We start from the raw sequence: 24,690 nt of genomic DNA on the forward strand, positions 1-24,690 counted from the left end.
CATGAGCTCCGTACTGGGGACAACGGTCAGGAATCGGTTCCGTCAAGCGCCAGCCTGACGAGGGTGTCGGTGTCGAGGTCGTCGAGGTCCAGGGCCTCGTCGGTGGGCTCGGCCCCGGTACCGCCGTCGGCGTCGGCGAGGTTGAGCAGCAGGTCCAGCAGCCCCGCCTCGCGCAGGCGGGCCAGCGGTATCGCCGCGAGCGTCTGCCGGACGGCCGCCTCCGCCGGGTCGCCGTCGTCCGCCTGCGCCGCCTCGGGCAGCAGGCCGTCGAGCAGGTTCTCGGCGAGCACGGCCGGGGTCGGGTGGTCGAAGACGAGGGTCGCGGGCAGTGACAGGCCGGTGGCGCCGGTGAGTCGGTTGCGCAGCTCGACCGCCGTCAGCGAGTCGAATCCGAGTTCCTTGAACGCCCGCTGGGGCTTGACCCGGTCCGTGCCCGCGTGGCCGAGCACGGCCGAGGCGTGGGTACGGACCAGGTCGACCAGGTGCCGGACCCGCTCGGGGCGGGGCAGGGTGAGCAGGTGCTCCCGCAGGGCATCGGCAGCGCCGGGCTGCTGCTCCCCGGCGTGGGCGTGCAGCGCCTCCCGGGCCTCGGCGATGTCGTCGAGCAGCGGCCGGGGGCGGGCCGAGGCGTACGCCGGGGCGAAGACCGCCCAGTCGACGTCCGCCACGGTCAGCGCCGCCCTGGGCAGGCCGGCGGCGTACCGCATGGCGTGCACGGCGTCGGCCGGCGCCATGGCGGTCAGGCCGCGCCGCGCCAGCATCTGCTGGGCTTCGCCGGTGGCCATGCCGCCGTCGGCCCACGGTCCCCAGGCCACGGACGTCGCCGCCAGGCCCCGGCCGCGCCGCTGCTCCGCGAGCGCGTCGAGGAAGGCGTTGCCGGCGGCGTACGCGGACTGCCCGCCGCTGCCCCACACCCCGGCGATGGAGGAGAAGAGCACGAACGCGTCCAGCGGCCGGTCGCCGAGCAGGGCGTCCAGGTGCAGCGCGCCGGCCACCTTGCCGTCGAGCACGCCCGCGAACGCGGCCAGGTCGGTGTCGGCGATCAGCCCGGACTCGCCGGCGCCCGCCGCGTGGACCACGGCCGTCAGCGGCGCGGGATCCTCGTCGAGGCGGGCCAGCAGCTCCGCCACCTGGTCGCGATCGGCGACGTCGCAGGCCACGACCGACGCCCGTACGCCCTGGGCGGTGAGCTCCTCGCACAGCTCGGCCGCCCCGGGGGCGCGCTCGCCCCGGCGGCTGGTCAGCACGACGTGCTCCGCCCCGTCGGCCGCCGCCCAGCGGGCCACGTGCGCGCCCAGCGCGCCGGTGCCGCCGGTGACCAGCACGGTGCCGGACGGCCGCCACCGCTGCGCCGCGTCGGGAACGGTGGGTGCCGAGCGGACCAGGCGACGGACGAACACCCCGGAGGGGCGCACGGCCAGCTGGTCCTCGTCGCCGGCGCCGGTCACCACCCGCACCAGCCGGTCCCAGGCCGTCGCGTCGACCTGCTCGGGCAGGTCCACCAGCCCGCCCCACAGGTGGGGGTGTTCCAGGCCCGCCACGAGCCCCAGGCCCCAGAGCCCGCTCAGGGCGACGGCGTGCACGGTGTCTCCGTCACCGGTGCTGACCGCGCCCCGGGTCAGGCACCAGAGCCGGGTCGTCGCCCCGGTGTCGTGCAGCGCCTGGAGCAGCAGCAGCGTGGCGGCCGCCCCGACCGGCACGGCCGGGTGGGCGGGGTGCGGCTGGTCGCGGAGGCCGAGCAGGGAGAGCACGCCGGCGACAGGGCCGTCGGCCAGCGCGTCGCCCAGCCGTCGGGCGAGGCCCACCCGGTCGGTGCCGACCGGGTCGACGGTGAGCCGGACCACGTCGGCGCCGACCTCGGCGAGGGCCTTGGTCACCGCCTCCGCCCGGGTGCCGTCCGCCAGGTCGTCCTGCGCCGTCACGAGCAGCCACACGCCGGGCCGCGCCGGTTCGGCGGTGATGTCGGTGCGCTTCCATCCGACCCGGTACGACCACGCGTCCAGGACGGCCCGCTGCGTACGCGCCCGGTGCCAATTCGACAGGACCGGCAGGGCCGGGGTGAGGGCGTCCAGGGCGGTGCCGTCGTCGCCGAACTGCGCGGCGAGGGCGTTCAGGTCGCCGCGTTCGACGGCGTTCCAGAAGTCGGCGTCGCCGCCGTGGGTCGCCGTCTGTCGCGGCCGGCTCGCCGGCTCGGGCCAGTACCGCTCGCGGTGGAAGGCGTACGTGGGCAGGTCGACCCGGGCGGCACCGGTGTCGGTGAACCACTGCGTCCATGACACCGGGACGCCGTGGACGTGCAGCTCGGCCAGGGCGTGCAGCAACGCCTGCGTCTCGGACCGGTCCCGGCGCTGCACGGCCACCGCGAGCGCGTCCTCGGCGAGCACGTCGGCGTTCATCGCGGTCAGCACACTCTGCGGGCCGACCTCCAGGAACGTGTCCACACCCGTCTCACGCAACGCGGTCACCCCGTCGGCGTAGCGCACAGCCTCCCGCACATGCCGCACCCAGTACTCCGGGCTGCGGATCTCCTGCGGATCAGCCAGCGCACCGGTCACATTCGACACCACCGGCAACAACGGCGCCGCGAAAGCCAGCCCCTCCAGCACCGCCCGGAACTCCGCCAGCATCGGCTCCATCAACGGACTGTGGAACGCATGACTCACCGACAACCGGCGCGTCAGCACACCCCGCCCACGCCAGACCCGCTCCACCTCATCCAACGCCTCCACCGCACCCGACACCACCACAGCAGCCGGACCGTTGACCGCCGCAACACCGACGTCCGCCAACCCCGCGATCGACTCCTCCACCGCCGCCTCGTCCGCCGCCACCGCCAACATCCCGCCACCCGCCGGCAACGCCTGCATCAACCGACCCCGCGCCGCCACAAGCTCACACGCATCCGCGAGCGACAACACCCCCGCCACATACGCCGCCGTCACCTCACCGATCGAGTGACCGGCCACCACGTCGGGAACGATCCCGAACGACTCCACCAGACGGAACAACGCCACCTCGACCGCGAACAGACCGGCCTGCGTGAACACGGTCTGGTCCAGCAACTCCGCCTCGGCCGTGCCCGACGACGCGAACAGCACCTCCCGCAGCGGGCGCGGCAGCAGCGGGTCGAGGTGTCCGCACACCTCATCCAACGCCGCCGCGAACACCGGGAACCCGCCATACAACTCCCGGCCCATACCCACACGCTGCGCACCCTGACCGGAGAACAACAGCGCAAGCTGACCACGCTGACCGGCGGCGCCGGACACGACAGCTCCCGACGGCTCGCCGGCCGCCACGGCCGCGAGACCCGCCAACAGCTCGTCCCGGCTCGCGCCGGACACAACCGCCCGGTGCTCCAGCACAGACCGCGACGCCACCGACGACCACGCCACATCCACCACACGCGGAGCCTCGCCGGCCGCCAGCCACCCCGCCCACCGACCCGCCTGCGCCGACAGCCCGGCCACGTCGCGGGCCGACAACAGCACCGGCACGACCGCCGGCACCTCGCGTGCGACGACCTCACCCTCGATCGTCCCGGCCGGCGGCTGCTCGATGATCACATGCGCGTTCGTGCCGGAGATCCCGAACGACGACACCGCCGCCCGACGCGGCCGGTCCACCCGCGGCCACGGAGTGGGCTCGGTCGCGAGGGCCACCGCCCCCGCCGACCAGTCGATGTGCGGGGACGGCTCGTCCACGTGCAGGGTCGGCGGGACGAGGCCGTGCCGCATCGCCATGACCATCTTGATCACACCGGCCACACCCGCAGCCGCCTGTGCGTGCCCGATGTTCGACTTCACCGAGCCGAGCCACAACGGCTCCCGCCCCTGCCGGTCCTGCCCGTACGTGGCCAGGACGGCCTGCGCCTCGATCGGGTCACCCAGCGTCGTGCCCGTGCCGTGCGCCTCGACCACGTCCACGTCGGACGGCGACAGCCGCGCCGACGCCAGCGCCTGCCGGATCACCCGCTGCTGCGACGGACCGTTCGGCGCCGTCAGACCGTTCGACGCGCCGTCCTGGTTCACGGCGCTGCCGCGTACGACCGCCAGGATCCGCCGTCCCTCACGCTGGGCGTCGGAGAGCCGCTGCACCAGCAGCACGCCCACACCCTCGGACCAGCCCGTGCCGTCGGCCGACGCGGCGAACGACCGGCACCGGCCGTCGGCCGACAGGCCACGCTGCCGGGAGAACTCCACGAAGGTGCCGGGCGTGGCCATCACCGTCACGCCGCCGGCCAGCGCCAGGTCGCACTCGCCGCTACGCAGCGCCTGCACCGCGAGGTGCAACGCCACCAGGCTGGACGAGCAGGCCGTGTCCACGGTCACCGCCGGGCCTTCGAGCCCGAAGGTGTACGCCACCCGGCCCGACAGCACGCTGCCCGAGTTGCCGGTGCCGATGTAGCCCTCGACCTCGGGCGTCTCCATCAGGCGCGTCGAGTAGTCGTGGTAGATGACGCCCGCGAAGACACCGGTCCGGCTGCCCCGCAGGCCCGACGGGTCCAGGCCCGCCGACTCGAACGTCTCCCAGGACGCCTCCAGCAGCAGCCGGTGCTGCGGGTCCATGGCGAGGGCCTCGCGCGGCGAGATGCCGAAGAAGCCGGGGTCGAACTCCGCCGCGCCGTACAGGAAGCCGCCGTGGCGGGTGTACGAGGTGCCGGCGTGGTCGGGGTCCGGGTCGTACAGGGACTCCAGGTCCCAGCCCCGGTCGGCCGGGAACTCCCCGATGCCCTCCCCACCGGTGCTGACCAGCCTCCACAGCTCGTCGGGAGACTCCACCCCGCCGGGGTAGCGGCAGGCCATGCCGACGATCGCGATCGCCTCGTCGGCGTCGCCGGCCGTCGACTCGTCGGCCTCGACGGCACCGGGCCGGGTGCCGGCGAGTTCCGCGTACACATGGGCCGCCAGGACCTGCGGGGACGGGTAGTCGAACACCAGGGTCGAGGTGAGGCGCAGGCCGGTCGCGCCGTTCACCCGGTTACGCAGCTCGACGGCGGTCAGCGAGTCGAAGCCCAGGTCCTTGAACGCCCGGTCCGCCGGCACCGCCTCGGCGCCGCCGTGCCCGAGGACCTGCGCGACCAGGCCCCGGATCAGCTCGTCGACCTGTGCGAGGCCCTCCTCGGCGCTGAGCCCGGTGAGGCGCTCGGCCCAGCCGCCGGGGGCGCCCTGGCCGGCGCGGCGGCGGGTCGTCGCCACGTCGACCAGGTTACGCAGCATCGGCGGTACGACCGCGCCGGCGGCTGCCGCCCGCAGCGCGGGTACGTCGATCGCGGCCGGCACCAGCACCGCCCGCTCCGCCCCCACGGCGGCGTCGAAGAGTTCCAGGCCGGTGCGGGCGTTCATCGGCCGCAGGCCGGCGCGTGCCGTACGGGCCCGGTCGTTGCCGCCGATCGACGCGGCCATGCCTGCCGTGTCCCACATCCCCCACGCCAGACTCACCGCCGGCAACCCGAGCTGCCGCCGATACACCGCCAACCCGTCCAGGAACGCGTTACCCGCCGCATACCCCGACTGACCCGGCGAACCCAGCACACCCGCAACCGACGAGAACACCACGAACAGATCCAGCGCGAGCGACGCCGTCGCCTCATGCAGGAACCAACCCGCCGACGCCTTCGGCGCCAGCACCGCACGAAGCCGCTCGGCGGTCAGCCCCTCCACCACACCGTCATCCAACACACCAGCGGTGTGCACCACACCCGCCAGCCGACCCTCGGCGGCCACCTCGGCCACCAGCGCGCCGACCTGGTCCCGGTCGGTCACGTCACAGGCGGCAATCCGCACCGACGCACCCAACGCCGACAACCGCTCCGACAACTCACCCGCACCGGCGGCCTCCGCACCACGCCGCGACACCAACACCAGCGACCGCACGCCATGCGCCGACACCAGGTGCTCCGCGACCAACGCCCCGAGCGCACCCGTACCACCGGTCACCAGCACCGCACCGTCACCCACGACCGGCGTCTCCACCGACGCCGCAGCGACCGCGCGCACCAGACGCGGCACGAACACCGCGCCCGAGCGGACGGCCAACTGGCCGCCGGCCGGGTCCGCGGCGAAGCGGGCCAGGACGCCCAGCGTGCCGGGGTCGATCGCGTCGTCGACGTCGGACAGGACGATGCGGCCCGGGTGCTCGGACTGCGCGGAGCGCAGCAGGCCCCACACCGCCGCCGCGGCCAGGTCGGTCACCCGGTCCCCGTCGCGGACGGCCAGCGCGCCCCGGGTCACCACCACGAGCTTCGAGTCGGCCAGCGCGTCGACGGCCAGCCACGCCTGCACCAGGCCCAGCACGTCGGCGGTGACCGTGCGGACGGTCCGCGCCGGGTCGCCGTCGTCGGCGGGCGACGCGGCCGGCGTGAAGAGCAGCAGGCGCGGCGGGGCGATGCCGGCGTCGATGGCGGCGCGCAGCTGCCGGATCGTCTCGGCGGAGGGGCCGCCGGGGACGCCCGGCAGGGCCGGCCCGCCCAGCACCGCCCAGCCCGACGCGTCGTCGACCGGGTCGGCCTCCTCGGCCTGCCAGGCCACCTCGAACAGGGAACGCGACGCCGCGCTCGGGGCGGCCACGCCGGTCAGCTCCCGCAGGACGAGGGAGTCCACCGACACCACCGGCGCGCCCGCCTCGTCGCTGGCGGTCAGCCGCACCGCGGAGCCGTTGCGGGTCAACCGCACCCGCAGCAGCCTCGCGCCGGAGGCGTGCACCTGCACGCCCTCGAAGGCGAACGGTACGCGCGGCCCGCCCGACTCCTCGGTGCCGGGCAGCAGCCCGATCGGGTGCAGGGCGGCGTCCAGCAACGCCGGGTGCACGCCGAAGCGCGCCGCCTCGGTCGCCGCGTCGTCCGGCAGGACCACCTCGGCGAAGACGTCGTCCTCGCCGGTCCACACCCGGCGCAGCCCCTGGAACGCCGGCCCGTACGACAGGCCGTGTTCGAGCAGCGCCGGATACCAGCCGGTCAGGTCCACCTCGGTGGCGCCGGCGGGCGGCCAGGCGGCCGGCTGCGGTTCGTCGGCCGTGGCCGGTTCCAGCACGCCCTCCGCGTGCCGGGTCCAGCCCGCCTCGGGATCGTCGTCGGGGCGGGAGTAGACGGCGACGGGACGCTGCGGCGACTCCGACGTGGACACCCGCACCTGGATCCGTACGGCGCCGGACTCGGGGAGCACCAGCGGCACGAGCACCGTCAGGTCCCGCAGCCGCGGCAGGTCCGCCTCGTCGCCGGCGCGGACGGCCAGCTCCACGAGGGCCGTGCCCGGGACCAGCGTCACACCGGAGACGACGTGGTCGGCCAGCCAGGGGTGGGTGGTCGGGGAGATCCGGCCGGTCAGCACGATCTCGTCGTCGCCGGCCAGGTCCACGGCAGCGCCGAGCAGCCCGTGCTCGGCCACGCCGAGGCCGGCGCCGCTGACGTCGCCGGCGCGCAGCCGGCCCACGGCCGGCCAGAAGCGCTGCCGCTGGAACGGGTACGTCGGCAGGTCGACGGGGCGGGTTCCGGCCGGCAGGAGCGCGGTCCAGGTGACCGGCGTGCCGTGCGCGTACAGCTCCGCAAGCGCATGGACCAGCGACGCCGGCTCGGGTCGGCCGGGGCGCAGGGTCGCCACGACCGTCGCCGCGTCGTCGTCCGGCAGGCAGGCGCCCACCATGCCGGCGAGCACCGCGTCGGGGCCCAGTTCGAGGAACGTACGGACGTTGCGCTCGCGCAGGCTCGCGACCCCGTCGGCGAACCGGACGGTCTGCCGTAGGTGGCGGACCCAGTAGTCGGGGGTGCCGATCTCGTCGGGGTCCGCGATCCGGCCGGTCAGGTTCGACACGATCGGCAGGACGGGCCAGTGGAACGTCAGCCCGTCGAGCACCTGCCGGAACTCGGCCAGCATCGGCTCCATGAGCGGGCTGTGGAACGCGTGGCTGACGGTCAGCCGGCGCGTACGCACACCCCGGTCCGTCCAGGCCCGCTGCACCTCGTCGAGGGCCTCGGCGGCGCCGGAGACCACCACGGCGGTGGGGCCGTTGACGGCGGCGACGCCGACCCGGTCGGCGAACGGGACGATCGACTCGGCCACCGCGTCCTCGTCGGCTGCCACGGCGAGCATGCCACCACCGGCCGGCAGGGCCTGCATCAGCCGACCCCGCGCCGCGACCAGCGCGCACGCGTCGGCCAGGGAGAACACGCCCGCCACATGCGCCGCCGCGATCTCACCGATGGAGTGCCCGGCCACCAGGTCCGGCACGACACCCAACGACTCGACCAACCGGAACAACGCCACCTCGACCGCGAACAGCCCCGCCTGGGTGAACACCGTCTGGTCCAGCAGCCCCGCCTCAGGCGTACCCGCCGCAGCGAACAACACCTCCCGCAGCGCACGCGGCAGCAGCGGATCCAGGTGAGCACACACCTCGTCCAGGGCCGCGGCGAACACCGGGAACGCCCCGTACAGCTCACGACCCATACCGGCGCGCTGCGCGCCCTGACCGGAGAAGAGGACGGCGGTGCGGCCGCTGCGGGCGATTCCCCGCACGACGGCGGCCGAGGGCTCGCCGTCGGCCAGCGCGCCGAGGGCGGTGAGCAGTCCGGCGCGGTCGCCGGGCAGCAGCACGGCGCGGTGCTCGAAGGCGCTGCGGGCGGTGGCGAGCGCCCGGCCGACGTCGGCGACGGTCAGGTCCGGCTCGCCGTCGACGAGGGTCCGCAGCCGGCGCGCCTGCTCGTGCAGGGCGGCGGCGTCGCGGGCCGACAGGACGCAGGCGACGAGGTCGCCCGGGACGCCCGTGGCGGGTGCGGCCTGCGCCGGGGCGGGCTCGGGGGCCTGCTCGACGATGGTGTGGGCGTTGGTGCCGCTGATGCCGAACGACGACACCGCCGCGCGGCGGGGCCGGTCGACGGCCGGCCACGGCCGCGCCTCGGTGAGAAGGGCGACCGACCCGGCCGTCCAGTCGATGTGCGGGGACGGCTTCTCGGCGTGCAGGGTCGGCGGCAGGATGCCGTGCCGCATGGCCAGCACCATCTTGATCACACCGGCGACACCGGCCGCCGCCTGGGCGTGGCCGATGTTCGACTTGACCGACCCCAGCCACAGTGGATGGTCCTGCGGTCGGCCCTGCCCGTACGTGGCCAGCAGCGCCTGCGCCTCGATCGGGTCTCCGAGGGCGGTGCCGGTGCCGTGCGCCTCGACGGCGTCGACGTCGGTGGTGGCGAGCCGGGCGTTGGCGAGCGCCTGCCGGATCACCCGCTGCTGGGCGGGGCCGTTCGGCGCGGTCAGGCCGCTGCTGGCGCCGTCCTGGTTGACGGCGCTGCCCCGGACGACGGCGAGCACCCGGTGGCCGTTGCGCTGCGCGTCGGAGAGGCGCTCCAGCAGGAGCATGCCGACGCCCTCGGCGAAGCCGGTGCCGTCGGCGCCTGCGCCGAACGCCTTGCACCGCCCGTCGGGCGACAGGCCGCGCTGCCGGGAGAACTCGGTGAGCATGCCGGGGGTGGACATGACGCTCACCCCGCCGGCGAGGGCGAGGCGGCACTCGTCCTGCCGCAGCGCCTGGGTGGCCAGGTGCAGCGCCACCAGCGACGACGAGCAGGCGGTGTCGACGGTGACGGCGGGGCCCTCCAGGCCGAACAGGTACGAGATACGGCCGGAGGCGACGCTGCCGGCGCTGCCGTTGCCGACGTGGCCGTCCAGGTCGTCGGTGCCGCCCGCGGCCTGGGAGGCGTAGTCGTGGTAGATGAGCCCGACGTAGACGCCGGTGCTGCTGCCCCGTGCCGAGTGGGGGTCGATCCCGGCCCGCTCGAATGCCTCCCAGGAGGTCTCCAGCAGCAGCCGCTGCTGCGGGTCCATCGCCAGGGCCTCGCGGGGGGAGATCCCGAAGAAGGCGGCGTCGAACTGGGCGGCGTCGTGGAGGAAGCCGCCCTGCCGCGGTACGGCGTCCGGGTCCTGGCCGCCGGCGCGCAGGTCGTCGAGGTTCCAGCCCCGGTCGGTGGGGAAGGGCGAGATGACGTCGGTGCCGGCGGTGACCACGTCCCACAGCTGCTCGGGGGTCTGCACGTCGCCGGGGAACCGGCAGGCCATGCCGATGATGGCGATCGGTTCGTCGAGGGCGGCGGCGGTGCCGGCCGCCACGGGCCGGTCCACGGTCGCCGCGCCGCCGAGCTCCCGGTCCAGGAACTCGGCGAGCACCACGGGGGTCGGGTAGTCGAACGCCACGGTCGCGGGCAGCCGCAGGCCGGTGGCGGCGGAGAGCCGGTTGCGCAGTTCCACCGAGGTGAGCGAGTCGAAGCCCAGTTCCTTGAAGGCGCGCTGGGCGTCGACGGTCTCGGCCGAGCGGTGCCCGAGCACTGCCGCCACGCTGGTGGCCACCAGGTCGAGCAGGTGGGAGCGCCGCTCCGCCGGGCCGAGCGTCGCCAGCCGGTCCCGTACGGAGGCGGTGTCCGCGAGGCCGCGCCCCACCGCGCGCCGGGCCGGTCCGCCCGCGCGGACGAGGTCCCGCAGCAGGCTGGGCACGTTCTGGCCGGTCGGCCGCGACGCCGGCGGCAGGTTCATGAGGACGAGGTGCGCCGCGTCGCGCTGTCGCGCCAGCTCGTACAGCGCCACGCCCTGCCGGTCGGTCAGCGGGGCGCTGGTGGCGCGGATCGCCTTGCGGTGCTCGCTGCCGCCCAGGTGGGCGGTCATGGCGCTGCTGGTGGCCCACAGCCCCCACGCGATGCTGGTGGCGGGCAGCCCCTGCTCGCGCCGGTGCTCGGCGAGGGCGTCGAGGAACGCGTTCGCCGCCGCGTAGTTGCCCTGCCCCGGCGAGCCGAGGGTGGCCGCCACCGACGAGAACAGCACGAACGCCGACAGGTCCAGGTGCGCGGTGGCCTCGTGCAACACCCAACCCGCGTCCACCTTCGGCGCCAGCACCGTACGCAGAGCGGACTCGTCCAGCGAACCGATGGTCGCGTCCGCGATCACCCCGGCGGTGTGCACCACAGCCGTCAGCGGGTGCGCCGGGTCCACCAGTTCCAGCAGCCGGGTCACCTGCGCGGGGTCGGTCACGTCGGCGGTGCCGGCGGTGACCCGGGCGCCCGCGCGGGTCAGCTCGTCGACCAGCTCCCGGTAGTGCTCGGGGCCACGGCGGGAGGCCAGCAGCAGGTGCCGGGCCTGGCCGGTGGCGACGAGGTGCCGGGCGAACACGCCGGCGAGGGCGCCCCCGGCGCCGGTGACGAGCACGGTGCCGTCCGGGTCGGCGGGGGCGGGCACCCGCAGGACGACCTTGCCGATGTGGCGGGCCTGACTCATGTGGCGCAGTGCCTGCCGGGCCTGGCGTACGTCCCACGCCCGCAGGGGCAGCGGGCGCAGCGCGCCCCGCGCGAACAGGTCGAGCAGTTCGGTGAGCATCTCCCCGATGCGCCGGTGCCCGGCCTCGTTGAGGTCGAACGCGCGGTAGACCACGCCCGGGTGCCCGGCGGCGACCGTTTCGGGGTCGCGTACGTCGGCCTTGCCCATCTCCACGAACCGGCCGCCGCGCGGCAGCAGCCGCAGCGACGCGTCCACGAAGCCACCGGCGAGGGCGTCGAGCACCACGTCCATCCCGGCGCCGCCGGTGGCCGCGCCGAAGGTCTGCTCGAACTCGACGGTCCGCGACGACGCGATCCGCTCCTCGGCCACCCCGAGTTCCCGCAGCACGCCCCACTTACCGGGGCTGGCGGTGGCGTACACCGTCGCGCCCCAGTGCCGGGCGAGCTGGATCGCGGCCATGCCGACGCCGCCCGCGCCGTTGTGGATCAGCACCGACTCACCGGCCCGCAGGTCGGCCAGGTCCCGCAGCGCGTAGTACGCGGTCAGGAACACCACCGGCACGGAGGCGGCCTGCGCGAAGGACCAACCGGCGGGGATCCTCGCCACGAGGTCGCGGGTGGCGATCACCTCGGGGGCGAAGGCCGGCTCGAACATGCCGAGCACGCGGTCGCCGGGGACCAGGTCGGTCACGCCCGGGCCGACCTCGACCACGACGCCCGCGCCCTCGCTGCCCAGCACGGCCGCCGGATCCGGGTACATGCCCAGCCCGATCAGCACGTCACGGAAGTTCACGCCGGCCGCGCGCACCGCGATGCGCACCTGACCCGCGTCCAGGGCGACGGAGGTGGCGGGCACCATGCCGACACCGTCGAGGGTTCCGGGGCTGACCGCCCCGACCCGCCACAGTCCGTCCGGCGGGACGAGTTCGTCGGCGGCCTGGCCGGCGGGCCGGCCCAGGCGGGGCGTGCGCACCTCGTCGCCGCGTACGGCCACCTGGCCGCCGGTCGGCGAGGGGTTCTCGGCGACGGCGGCGAGCACGGCGAGGGTGGCCGGGGTGAGGTCCCCGTCGACGTCGGCGAGGACGATCCGCCCCGGGTGCTCGGACTGCGCCGAGCGCAGCAGACCCCAGACCGCCGCGCCGGGCAGGTCCCGCACCGCGTCCGCCGGGGTGGCGGCCACCGCCGCGCGGGTCAGCACCACGAGCGTGGTGTCGGCCAGCGCCTCGCTGTCCAGCCAGCGGTGCAGCACGGCCAGGACACGGGCGGTGGCCGTACGGACTTCGTCGGGCAGGTCGCCCTCCGGGGTGCCGGCGGGCACGGGGACCACGAGCGCGCGGGGCGCCTCGACCGTGCCGGCCGCGACCGCCGCGGTCAGCTCGTCGACGGTCGGGAACACCGGCGTGGCGAGGCCCGCCGGGGCGGGTCCGTCGCCGAGCAGCACCCAGCCGGTGACGTCCCGCGCCGGGGTGACCACCTCGACCGGCCACGTCACCTCGAACAGCGACCGCTGCGCGGCCTCCGCGCCGGTGGCGTCGGTCATCTCCCGCATGGCGAGCGACTCGACTGACACCACGGGCGCGCCGGACTCGTCGCCGGCCACCAGCCGCACGCGCGAGCCCGCCCGGGTCAGCCGTACCCGCAGCGTCCTGGCGCCGGAGGCGTGCACCTGCACGCCCTCGAACGCGAACGGCACGCGCGGTCCGCCGGAGCGCTCGGCCGTCAGCAGCCCGACGGGGTGCAGGGCGGCGTCCAGCAGCGCCGGGTGCACGGCGAAGCCGGCGGCGTCGTCGGCCGCCTCGTCCGGCAGGGCGACCTCGGCGTACGCCTCGTCGCCGGCGGTCCACAGCCGCCGCAGGCCCCGGAACGCCGGCCCGTAGGCCAGGCCGCGCTCCGCGAGCGCCGGATACCAGCCGGCGAGGTCGACCTCGGTGCCCCCGGCCGGCGGCCAGGAGCCCAGCGTCGGCTCGTCGGTGGCCTGCTCCAGCAGACCGTCGGCGTGCCGCGTCCAGGAGTCCCCGGGGTCGCCGTCGGGCTGCGAGTGCACCGCCACGCTCCGGGTTCCGGAGCCGTCGGCCGCGCCGACGCGCACCTGCACGCGGACCGCACCCGGGTTCGGCAGCACCAGCGGCGCGGCGACGGTCAGCTCCCGCACCCGGGAGGTGCCGACCTCGTCGCCGGCGCGCACCGCGAGCTCGACCAGGGCCGTGCCCGGCAGCACCACGGCGCCGCCGACCACGTGGTCGGCCAGCCACGGGTGCGTGGACGCCGACAGCCGGCCGGTCAGCACGACCTCGTCGTCGCCGGCGAGGCGCACCGCCGCGCCGAGCAGCCCGTGCCCGGCCGCGCCCAGCCCCGCGCCCGACACGTCGCCGGTGGCGGAGCGGTCCAGCGCCGGCCAGAACCGGTCCCGCTGGAAGGCGTACGTGGGCAGGTCGACAGGGGTGGCGCCGGAGCCGGCGAAGACGCGCGACCAGTCGACGGGCACACCGGCGACGTGCAGCTCGCCGAGGTTGGCCAGCAGCTGCCGCGGCCCGTGCTCGTCGCGGCGCAGCGAGCCCACCACCACGCCGCCGCCGGCCGCCCGGTCGAGCGCGTCCTGCACCGCGATCTTGAGTACGGGGTGCGGGCTGACCTCGACGAAGGTCCGGAAGCCCTGCTCGATCAGCTGGTCCACGACCGGCGCCAGCCGGACCGTTTCCCGCAGGTTGCGGTACCAGTAGTCGGCGTCGAGCCCGGCGGTGTCGATCGGCTCGCCCGTGACGGTGGAGTGGAAGGCCACGGTGCTGGTGCGGGGGTCCACAGTGCCGAACCCGGCGGTCACCTCGTCGCGGATCGGGTCGACGTGGCCGCTGTGCGCCGCGAAGTCGACGGCGACCTGGCGGGCGCGGACGTCGCGCTCGGCGCAGTGCGCGAGCAGCTCGGCGACCGACGCCGAGTCGCCCGCGACCACGGTCACGGCGACGCCGTTGAGGGCGGCGACGGAGAGGCTGCCCCGCCACGGCGCGATGAGCCGCTCGGTGTCGGCGGCCGGGAGCGGGACGGAGACCATGCCGCCGCGACCCGCGATCGCCAGCAGGCCGCGGCTGCGCGCCACGACGAGCCGCGCGGCTTCGGCGAGGGTCAACGCGCCGGCGACGCAGGCCGCGGCGAGTTCCCCCTGCGAGTGCCCGACGACGGCGGCCGGTTCCACGCCGCACGAGCGCCAGAGCTGCGCGAGGGACACCATGACGGAGAAGAGCGCGGGCTGGACCACGTCCACCCGGTCCAGGGGTGGCGCGCCGGGCGCCTGCCGCAGCACGTCCTCCAGGGACCAGTCGACCAGGCGGGACAGTTCCTCGGCGCACTCGCCCATCCGCTGCCGGAAGACCGGCGAGGTCTCCATCAGGTCCAGCGCCATCGAAGTCCACTGGGAGCCCTGGCCGGGGAAGACGAAGACGACCTTCGACGCGGCGTCCGCGCCCGCCGGGGAGCTGTCGCCGTCGGCGAGGGCGGCCAGGCGGGCGAGCGCGTCGTCCCGGTCGGCGGCCACGACGACCGCCCGGTACGGGTGGTGCGCCCGCTGGGTGGCCAGGGAGAAGCCGAGGTCGCGCGGGTCGAGGCCGGCGTCGCCGGCGAGCCGTTCGCCGAGGCGGGCGGCCTGCGCCCGGAGCGCGCGGGGGCTTCTGCCGGAGACCGGCAGGGGTACGGCGGCGGGCCCGACCAGGCCGGGAACGTGCCCCGCCGGTGCGGGCGTCGCCGGGGCCGGCTCGTCGGGCGCCTGCTCGATGATGGTGTGCGCGTTGGTGCCGCTGATGCCGAACGACGACACGGCGGCCCGGCGCGGCCGGTCGACGGCGGGCCACGGCCGGGCCTCGGTGAGCAGGGCGACGGCCCCGGCGCTCCAGTCGACGTGGGGCGAGGGCTGGTTCACGTGCAGGCTCGGCGGCAGCACGCCGTGCCGAATCGCCAGCACCATCTTGATCACGCCGGCCACCCCGGCCGCCGCCTGGGAGTGGCCGATGTTCGACTTGATCGAGCCGAGCCAGAGCGGCTCGCCGTCGGCGCGGTCCTGCCCGTAGGTGGCCAGCACCGCCTGCGCCTCGATCGGGTCGCCGAGGACGGTGCCGGTGCCGTGCGCCTCGACGGCGTCCACGTCGGCCGGGTCGAGCCGCGCGTTCTCCAGGGCCTGGCGGATGACCCGCTGCTGGGACGGGCCGTTCGGGGCGGTCAGCCCGTTGGACGCGCCGTCGGAGTTGACCGCGGAGCCGCGCAGCACCGCGAGCACCCGGTGGCCGTTGCGCCGGGCGTCGGAGAGGCGCTCCACGAGCAGCATGCCGACGCCCTCGGCCCAGCCGGTGCCGTCCGCGCCGGCGGCGAACGCCTTGCACCGCCCGTCGGGGGACAGCCCGCCCTGCCGGGAGAACTCGGAGAACATGCCGGGCTGCGCCATGAGTGCCACCCCGCCGGCCAGGGCCATGTCGCACTCGCCGCCGCGCAGCGCCTGGGCGGCGAGATGCAGCGCCACCAGGGACGAGGAGCAGGCGGTGTCGACGGTGACCGCCGGGCCTTCGAGGCCGAACATGTAGGCGACCCGTCCGGAGGCGACGCTGCCCGCCGTGCCGGTCAGCAGGTGCCCCTCGAGGCCGTCCAGGTCGTCACGTCCGCTGGTGGCGTAGCCGGAGGAGGCGGCGCCGACGAAGACACCGGTGGCGGTGCCGCTGAGGGCGGCGGGGTCGATGCGGGCGTACTCGAAGCTCTCCCAGGCGGTCTCCAGCAGCAGCCGCTGCTGCGGGTCCATGGCGAGGGCCTCGCGGGGGCTGATGTTGAAGAAGCCGGCGTCGAAGTCGGCCGCGTCGTAGAGGAAGCCGCCCTGGTGGGTGACGGTGCCGCCGGCCTGGTCGCCGTCCGTGCCGTACAGCCGGTCGAGGTCCCAGCCGCGGTCGGCCGGGAAGTCGCCGACGGCGTCGGCCCCGGAGGTGACGAGCTGCCACAGCTGCTCGGGGGTGGCGACGCCGCCGGGGTAGCGGCAGGCCATGCCGATGATGGCGATCGGCTCGTCGGCGTCGGCGGTGACGACCGTACGGACGGTGGTGCCGTTGCCCGTGGCCGGGCCGAGCTGCGCGAACAGGTGCTCGGCCAGCCGGGCCGGGGTGGGGTGGTCGAAGGCCAGCGTGGCGGTCAGCCGCAGCCCGGTGGCCGCACCGAGGCGGTTGCGTAGTTCCACCGAGGTCAGCGAGTCGAAGCCCAGGTCCTTGAAGGCCCGGGCGGCGGGAACCGACTGCGCCGAGGCGTGCCCCAGCACCGTGGCGGCCTGGCCGCAGACCAGGTCGACGAGCGTCTGGCGGGCATCGGCCTCGGAGAGGCCGGCGAGCCGGTCGCGCCACGACGCGCCGGCGGTCGGCCGGTCGCCGGCGGTACGGCGTCGGCCGCCGCCGCGCAGCAGGTGCCGCATCAGCGGCGGCACACCGCTGGCCTCGCCGGTGACGTGGAGTCGGGCCGCGACGACGACCGGTCGGGCGGCCGGCAGGGCGGCGTCGAAGAGTTCGGCGCCCTCGGCCGGGGAGAGCCGGCTCATCCCGACGCGCCGCAGCCGCTGCTGGTCGTCGCCGTCGAGGTGGGCGGTCATCGTGCTGTCGGTGGCCCACATGCCCCAGGCGATGCTGGTGGCGGGCAGCCCCTGCTCGCGCCGGTACTCGGCGAGGGCGTCGAGGAACGCGTTCGCCGCCGCGTAGTTGCCCTGCCCCGGCGAGCCGAGGGTGGCCGCCACCGACGAGAACAGCACGAACGCCGACAGGTCCAGATGCGCGGTGGCCTCGTGCAACACCCAACCCGCGTCCACCTTCGGCGCCAGCACCGTACGCAGAGCGGACTCGTCCAGCGAACCGATGGTCGCGTCCGCGATCACCCCGGCGGTGTGCACCACAGCCGTCAGCGGGTGCGCCGGGTCGATCCCGGCGACCAGCTCGGTGACCTGGGCGGGGTCGCTGACGTCGACGGCCACGGCGGTGACGTCGGCGCCCGCGTCGGTCAGTTCCCGGAGCAGGGTGGCGTACGCGTCGTCCCGGCCGGGTGCGCGGCGGGAGGCCAGCAGCAGGTGCCGGGCCTGGCCGGTGGCGACGAGGTGCCGCGCGAGCACGCCCGCGAGAGCGCCCCCGGCGCCGGTGACCAGCACGGTGCCCTCGGGGTCCACGGGCGCGGGGATGCGCAGCACCACCTTGCCGACGTGGCGGGCCTGGCTGACGTGCCGCAGCGCCTGCCGGGCCTGACGCACGTCCCACGCCCGTACGGGCAGCGGGCGCAGCGCGCCCCGCGCGAACAGGTCGAGCAGCTCGGTGAGCATCTCCCCGATACGGGTGCTGCCCGCCTCATTGAGGTCGAACGCGCGGTAGACCACGCCCGGGTGCCCGGCGGCGACCGCCTCCGGGTCGCGTACGTCGGCCTTGCCCATCTCCACGAACCGGCCGCCGCGCGGCAGCAGCCGCAGCGACGCGTCCACGAACTCACCGGCCAACGCGTCGAGCACCACGTCGACGCCGGTGCCGCCGGTGGCCGCGCCGAAGGTCTGCTCGAACTCGGTGGTCCGCGACGACGCGATCCGCTCCTCGGCCACCCCGAGTTCCCGCAGCACGCCCCACTTCCCGGGGCTCGCCGTCGCGTGGACGGTGGCGCCGAGGTGGTGGGCGAGCTGGATCGCGGCCATGCCGACGCCGCCCGCGCCGTTGTGGATCAGCACCGACTCACCGGCCCGCAGCCCGGCGAGGTCCTGCAGCGCGTAGTACGCGGTCAGGAAGACCAGCGGGACCGACGCGGCCTGGGTGAAGGACCAGTCGGCGGGCATCCTGGCGATCCGCTGCCGGTGTGCCACCGCCTGCGGGCTGAAGCCGAGTTCGAACATGCCGAGCACGCGGTCGCCGGGAGCCAGGTCGGTCACGCCCGGGCCGACCCCGACCACGACGCCCGCGCCCTCGCTGCCCAGCACGGCCGCCGGATCCGGGTACATGCCCAGCCCGATCAGCACGTCACGGAAGTTCACGCCGGCCGCGCGCACCGCGATGCGCACCTGGTCCTCGCTCAGCTCGGCGGGCGTGGCCGGCACCGGCGCGATCCCGTCCAGGGTGCCGCCGGTGACGGGGGCGAGGTGCCACGGGCCGGGCGGCGGCGTCAGCTCGTCGCCCGCGGGTCGCGCCAGCCTCGGCACGAGGGTCCGCTCGCCACGCACCGCGAGCTGGCCGCCGGAGACCGACGGGTCGACCGCCGCCCCGGCCAGCACGGCGAGGGTCGCGGCGGTCAGCTCGCCGTCGATGTCGGCGAGGACGATCCGCCCCGGGTGCTCGGACTGCGCCGAGCGCAGCAGGCCCCAGACGGCGGCGGCGGCCAGGTCGCCGACCCGGTCGTCGTCCGCGGCGGCCACCGCGCCGCGGGTCACCACCACGAGCTTCGACTCCGCCAGCGCGTCGGCGGCGAGCCAGGCGCGCAGCACGTCCAGGACGGAGCCGGTGAGCGTCCGTACGGCCTCCGGCACGGCGACGCCGGGGTCGCCGGTCGGCACCGGCAGCAGCACCTGCCGGGCCGTGGTGCCGGCCGCCGCCAGGGTCGCCACGTCCGCGAAGACCGGCAGCTCCGCCAGCGCGGCCGGGACGGCACCGCCCAGCGCCGCCCAGCCCGCGAGGTCGTCCACGCCGTCGATCTGCTCCGCCTGCCAGGTCACCTCGTACAGCGAGCGGGCGGCGGCGCCCCGGGTCGCCGTCGCGGTCATCTCCCGCAGCACCAGCGAGTCCACCGACACCACCGGCGCGTTCGAGCCGTCGCAGGCGACCAGCCGCACCCCGGAGCCGTCCCGGGTCAGCCGCACCCGCAGCGTCCGGGCGCCCGAGGCGTGCACCTGCACGCCCTCGAACGCGAACGGCACGCGCGGGCCGCCCGTGGCCTCGGCCGCGAGCAGCAGCGCCACCGGGTGCAGCGCGGCGTCCAGCAGCGCCGGGTGCACCCCGAACGCGCCCGCCTCGCCGGCCGTCCCGTCCGGCAGCGCCACCTCGGCGTACGCCTCGCCGTCGGCCGTCCAGGCCCGCCGTACGCCCTGGAACACCGGCCCGTACGACAGGCCGTGCTCCGCCAGTGCCGGATACCAGCCGGTCAGGTCCACCTCGGTCGCGCCCGCCGGCGGCCACTCGCCGAGGCCCGGCTCGTCGGTCGACACCGGTTCGAGCAGGCCGTCGGCGTGCCGCACCCACTCGGTCTCGTCGTCCTCGGGCTGGGAGTACACGGACACCGTCCGCACGGCGGCTTCGTCGGCCGCGCCGACGCGCACCTGGACCCGTACCGCGCCGGACGCGGGCAGCACCAGCGGCGCCGCCACGGTCAGCTCCCGTACCCGCGACGCGCCGACCTCGTCGCCGGCGCGGACCGCCAGCTCCACCAGGGCGGTGCCCGGCACCACCACGGCGCCGGCGATCACGTGGTCGGCCAGCCACTGGTGCGTCGACGTCGACAGCCGGCCGGTCAGCACCACCTCGTCGTCGCCGGCGAGCCGCACCGCCGCGCCGAGCAGCGGGTGCCCCGCGACGCCGAGGCCGGCGCCCGACACGTCGCCGACCCGCCACGGCAGCACCTCGGGCCAGAACCGTTCCCGCTGGAAGGCGTACGTGGGCAGGTCGACCCGGGCGGCGCCGGTGTCGGCGAACCACTCCCGCCAGGACACCGGCACCCCGTGCACGTGCAGCTCGGCGAGGGCGTGCAGCAGCGCCTGCGCCTCGGGCCGGTCCGGGCGCTGGGCGGCGACGGCGAGCACGTCGTCGCCGGGCAGCGCGTCGGCCGTCATCGCGGTCAGTACGCTCCGCGGCCCGACCTCCAGGAACGTGTCGACCCCGGCGTCGCGCAGCGCGGCGAGCCCGTCGGCGTAGCGAACCGCCTCGCGGACGTGGCGAACCCAGTAGTCCGGGGTGCGGATCTCGTCGGCGTCGGCGAGCGCACCTGTCACGTTCGACACCATCGGCAGCGTGGGCGCGGCGAAGGTCAGCCGCTCGACGATGCCGCGGAAGCGCTCCAGCACCGGCGCCATCAGCGGGCTGTGGAACGCGTGGCTGACGGTCAGCCGGCGGGTACGCGCGCCCCGGTCCTGCCAGACGCGCTCGACCTCGTCGAGGGCGTCGACGGCGCCGGAGACCACGACGGAGGCCGGGCCGTTGACGGCGGCGATGCCGACCCGGTCGGTCAGCCCGGCGATCGACTCCGCCACGGCCGCCTCGTCGGCGGCCACGGCGAGCATGCCCCCGCCGGACGGCAGCGCCTGCATCAGCCGGCCCCGCGCCGCCACCAGCAGGCAGGCGTCCTGGAGCGACAGCACCCCGGCCACGTGCGCGGCGGCGATCTCCCCGATCGAGTGCCCGCCCACGTAGTCCGGCGCGACGCCCATCGACTCGACCAGCCGGAACAGCGCCACCTCGACGGCGAAGAGTCCGGCCTGGGTGAACGCGGTCTGGTCCAGCAGCTCCGCCTCGGCGGAGCCCTCCGGTGCGAACAGCACCTCCTTGAGCGGGCGCGGCAGAACCCGGTCGAGGTGCCCGCACGCCTCGTCGAGGGCGGCGGCGAAGACGGGGAACTCGGCGTACAGCTCGCGGCCCATGCCGGCGCGCTGCGCGCCCTGGCCGGAGAAGAGCACCGCCAGCGGACCCCGGTCCCCGGCCTGGCCGGCGACCACGATGCCCGACGGCTCGCCGGCCGCCAGGGACCGCAGGCCCGCCAGCAGACCCGTGCGGTCCTCGGCGAGCAGCACCGCGCGCCGGTCGAGCGTCGTGCGGGCCACCGCCGAGGAGAAGGCCACGTCGAGCGGGCGCTGTCGCTCGTCGCCGGTCAGCCGGCGGACCCACCGGTCGGCCTGGGCGGCGAGCGCGGCCGGCTGCGCGGCGGAGAGCAGCACGGGCACGACGGTGGGACGACGGGACCAGGTGGCGTCGTCGCCGGCCGGGTCGGGGGCCGGCGCCTGCTCCAGAATCAGGTGGGCGTTCGTGCCGCTCATGCCGAAGGACGACACGCCGGCCCTGCGGACGTGCTCGCCGCCGGCCCACGGGCGCGCCTCGTCGAGCAGGGCCACCGCGCCGGTCGACCAGTCGATGTGCGGTGAGGGCCGGTCCACGTGCAGGGTGGGCGGCAGCACGCCGCGCCGCATCGCCATCACCATCTTGATGACGCCGCCGGCGCCGGCCGCGGCCTGGGGGTGGCCGATGTTCGACTTCAGCGAGCCCAGCCACAGCGGGCGGTCGGCGGTGCGGCTCTGCCCGTACGTGGCCAGCAGCGCCTGTGCCTCGATCGGGTCGCCGAGCCGGGTGCCCGTGCCGTGCGCCTCGACGGCGTCCACGTCGGACGGGCTGAGCCGGGCGTTCTCCAGCGCCTGCCGGATGACCCGCTGCTGCGAGGGGCCGTTGGGGGCGGTCAGCCCGCTGCTGGCGCCGTCCTGGTTGACGGCGCTGCCCCGGATCACCGCCAGGACGGGGTGCCCGTTGCGCCGGGCGTCGGAGAGCTTCTCGACGAGCAGCATGGCGACGCCCTCGGACCAGCCGGTCCCGTCGGCGTCGGCGGAGAACGCCTTGCACCGCCCGTCGGAGGCGAGCCCCCGCTGGCGGGAGAACTCGACGAAGGCACCCGGCGTGGCCAGCACTGTGACGCCGCCGGCCACGGCGAGGGAGCACTCGCCGTCGCGCAGGGCCTGACCGGCGAGGTGCAGGGCGACCAGCGACGAGGAGCAGGCGGTGTCGATGGTGACGGCCGGCCCCTCCAGCCCGAAGGAGTACGCCAGCCGGCCGGACATGACGCTCGCGGCGGTGCCGGTGAGGACGTAGCCCTCCGTGCCCTCGGGCAGTTGCCGCAGCACGGACGTGTAGTCCTGCCCCGCGGTGCCGACGAACACCCCCGTACGGCTGCCCCGCACCGACGCGGCGTCGATGCCGGCCCGCTCGAAGACCTCCCAGGTCACCTCGAGCAGGAGCCGCTGCTGCGGGTCCATGGCCAGCGCCTCGCGCGGCGAGATCCCGAACAGGGTCGGGTCGAACAGGCCGGCGTCGCGCAGGAAGCCGCCCCGGTTGCTGTACGTGGTGCCGGGGTGGTCGGGGTCGGGGTCGTAGAGCCCGTCGAGGTCCCAGCCCCGGTCGTCGGGGAACGTGCCGGTGGCGTCCACCCCGCCGGCGACGAGGTCCCAGAGGTCCTCCGGTGAGGCGACGCCGCCGGGGAAACGGCAGGCCATGCCGACGATCGCGATCGGCTCGGCGTCCTCGTCCTCCAGCTCGGTCAGGCGCCGACGCGCCAGGCGGAGCTCGGAGGTCACCCACTTCAGGTGTTCGAGGAGCTTGTCTTCGTCCGCCATGACCCACCCGCCCAGAGCTTGCTATCGATCGGAATCTGCCGATTCGTTGACCACACCACCGCCGACGGCCGGCTTCGTGCACAGGTGGGCGGAGACGCGGCCGTTCGGCTCACGGACCCCACACCTGTTCCTGATTCCGGTTGTCGTGCCTGCTCAGGCGCCCGCCACGCCGGACAGGTCCGCCGACACATGCCCGCCACCGTGACTGGACGGTACTGAGCGCCAAACGCCCGCCCAACCCCTAGAGAACCCCTGATCGACCGGCCCGCGAGCGGCGTCGCGGCAGGCCCGGCGAGCGGCGGTGACCAGCGCCGCGAGGGCCGCTCAGGCGGGCTGTCCGGCGGCCGACGGCAGGATGCGGCGCAGCCGGCCGGGAGGCGTCGAGCGGCGGCGCCACTCCCGTGGGTAGCCGACCGAGACCTCTTCGAACCGGACCCCGTCGTACCAGGTGGTGCGCGGGATGTGCAGGTGGCCGTAGACGGCGACGCGGGCGTCGAAGCGGACGTGCCAGTCGGCCGTGGCCTCGGTGCCGCACCACTGGGCGAACTCGGGGTACCGCAGGATCCGGGTGGGCTCGCGCACGAGCGGGAAGTGGTTGACCAGGACGGTGGGCAGCCCGCCGCGCTCGGCGGTCAGCCGCCGCTCCGTCAGGGCCAGCCGCGCCCGGCACCAGGCGTCCCGCGTCGGGTACGGGTCCGGATGCAGCAGGATCTCGTCGGTGCAGACCACGCCGACCTCGTGGGCCCGTGCCAGGGCCTGCTCCTTCGTGTACGTCCCCGGGGGCCGGAAGGTGTAGTCGTAGAGCAGGAACAGCGGCGCGATCAGGACCGGGTCGTCGCCCTGCTGGTCCCAGACGGGGTACGGGTCCTCCGGGGTGATGACCCCGAGCCCCCGGCACAGTTGCACCAGGTGCTGGTAGCGCGCGTCCCCCCGCAGCTGGATCGGGTCCTCGCGGGGAGTCCACAGCTCGTGGTTGCCGGGGGCCCAGATGACCTTGGCGAAGCGGCGGCTGAGGAGTCCCAGCGCCCACTCGATGTCGCCGACGAACTCCCCGACGTCGCCGGCGACGACGAGCCAGTCGCCGTCGCGCTCCGGCCGCAGCCGCTCGACGATGGCCTTGTTCTCCGCGTGCACCACGTGCAGGTCGCTGATGGCGAGCAGTTGAGGCAAGCCGGATCCGGCCATGCGGACCTCCCGTCCATCCGGGGCACCGCACGCACCCACATCCGTACCGCTCGGCTGCCGGTGGGCAGGGCGAGGCGGCCTGGCGTGCTCCGACCCTACGGAGCCGGGCCCGCACCGGCACACCCCTAGACGGGATACGTGGACCCCTAGGCAGCCGCGCCTGCCCGACGGCGCCGGTCAGGCGTCCGGCACCGTCGGGTGTCCCTTTCCCCGGCCCGTCCCGCCCGGGGTCGGGCAGTGTCCGCTCAGGACTTGCCGAACTCCCGCTGGATGATGTCGAAGAGCTCGTCCCGGCTGGCCGACTCCAACTCCTCTGCGGCGGCCGGCGCCGGTGCGGTGGCGGCGGGTCGGCCCCGCCACCGGGTCAGCAGGTCCTCCAGCCGACCGACGACCGCGTCGTCGACCTGGTCGCCCGGCAGCCCGCCGAGGAGCTTGTCGAGGCGTTCGATCTCGGCCACGATCGGCAACGCCGGCTGCTCGGGCGCCAACTCGGCCCGCAGGTGACCGGCGAGCGCGTTCGGGGTGGGATGGTCGAAGACGAGGGTGGCGGGCAGTCCGATGCCCGTTGCGGCGGTCAGCCGGTTGCGCAGCTCGACTGCGGTGAGCGAGTCGAAGCCCAGTTCGAGGAAGCCGCGGGCGGGCCTGATCCCGCTCGGCGTGGCGTGTCCCAGCACCGCCGCGGCGGTGCCGCGGACCAGGTCGAGCAGGATGCGGTCGCGCTCCGACCCGGAGGCGGCGGCGAGCCGCTCGCGCAGCGCCGACGCCGCGCCGCGGTCCTCGCCCTTCGGCGCCTCCTCGGCCTGTGCGGGCTGTGCTTCGGGGATGTCGGTGAACAGACGCGACGGACGCAACGCCGTGAACGACGGCACAAACCGATCCCACCGCACATCCGCCACCACCACCTGCCCCTCACCAC

Annotated in this window: 3 protein-coding genes; all 3 read right to left on the reverse strand. The window is 75.7% G+C overall.

The genetic code is table 11. The features are described 5' to 3' along the window. Positions 1-26 precede the first annotated feature (26 nt). Positions 27-22,589, reverse strand: coding sequence for a type I polyketide synthase (locus ABD52_RS16205; protein ID WP_047892367.1), 22,563 nt, complete (start codon positions 22,587-22,589; stop codon positions 27-29). 324 nt (positions 22,590-22,913) lie between these two features. Continuing rightward, positions 22,914-23,774: a metallophosphoesterase gene (locus tag ABD52_RS16210; RefSeq protein WP_013285631.1), complete on the reverse strand. Its 861-nt coding sequence runs from the start codon at positions 23,772-23,774 to the stop codon at positions 22,914-22,916. A 245-nt stretch (positions 23,775-24,019) separates the two neighbouring features. Beyond that, on the reverse strand, positions 24,020-24,690 hold a 671-nt coding region (locus tag ABD52_RS16215), incomplete at its 5' end, for a phosphopantetheine-binding protein (protein WP_235437478.1).

This window comes from Micromonospora sp. RV43, assembly GCF_001029515.1.
GTDB lineage: Bacteria > Actinomycetota > Actinomycetes > Mycobacteriales > Micromonosporaceae > Micromonospora > Micromonospora aurantiaca.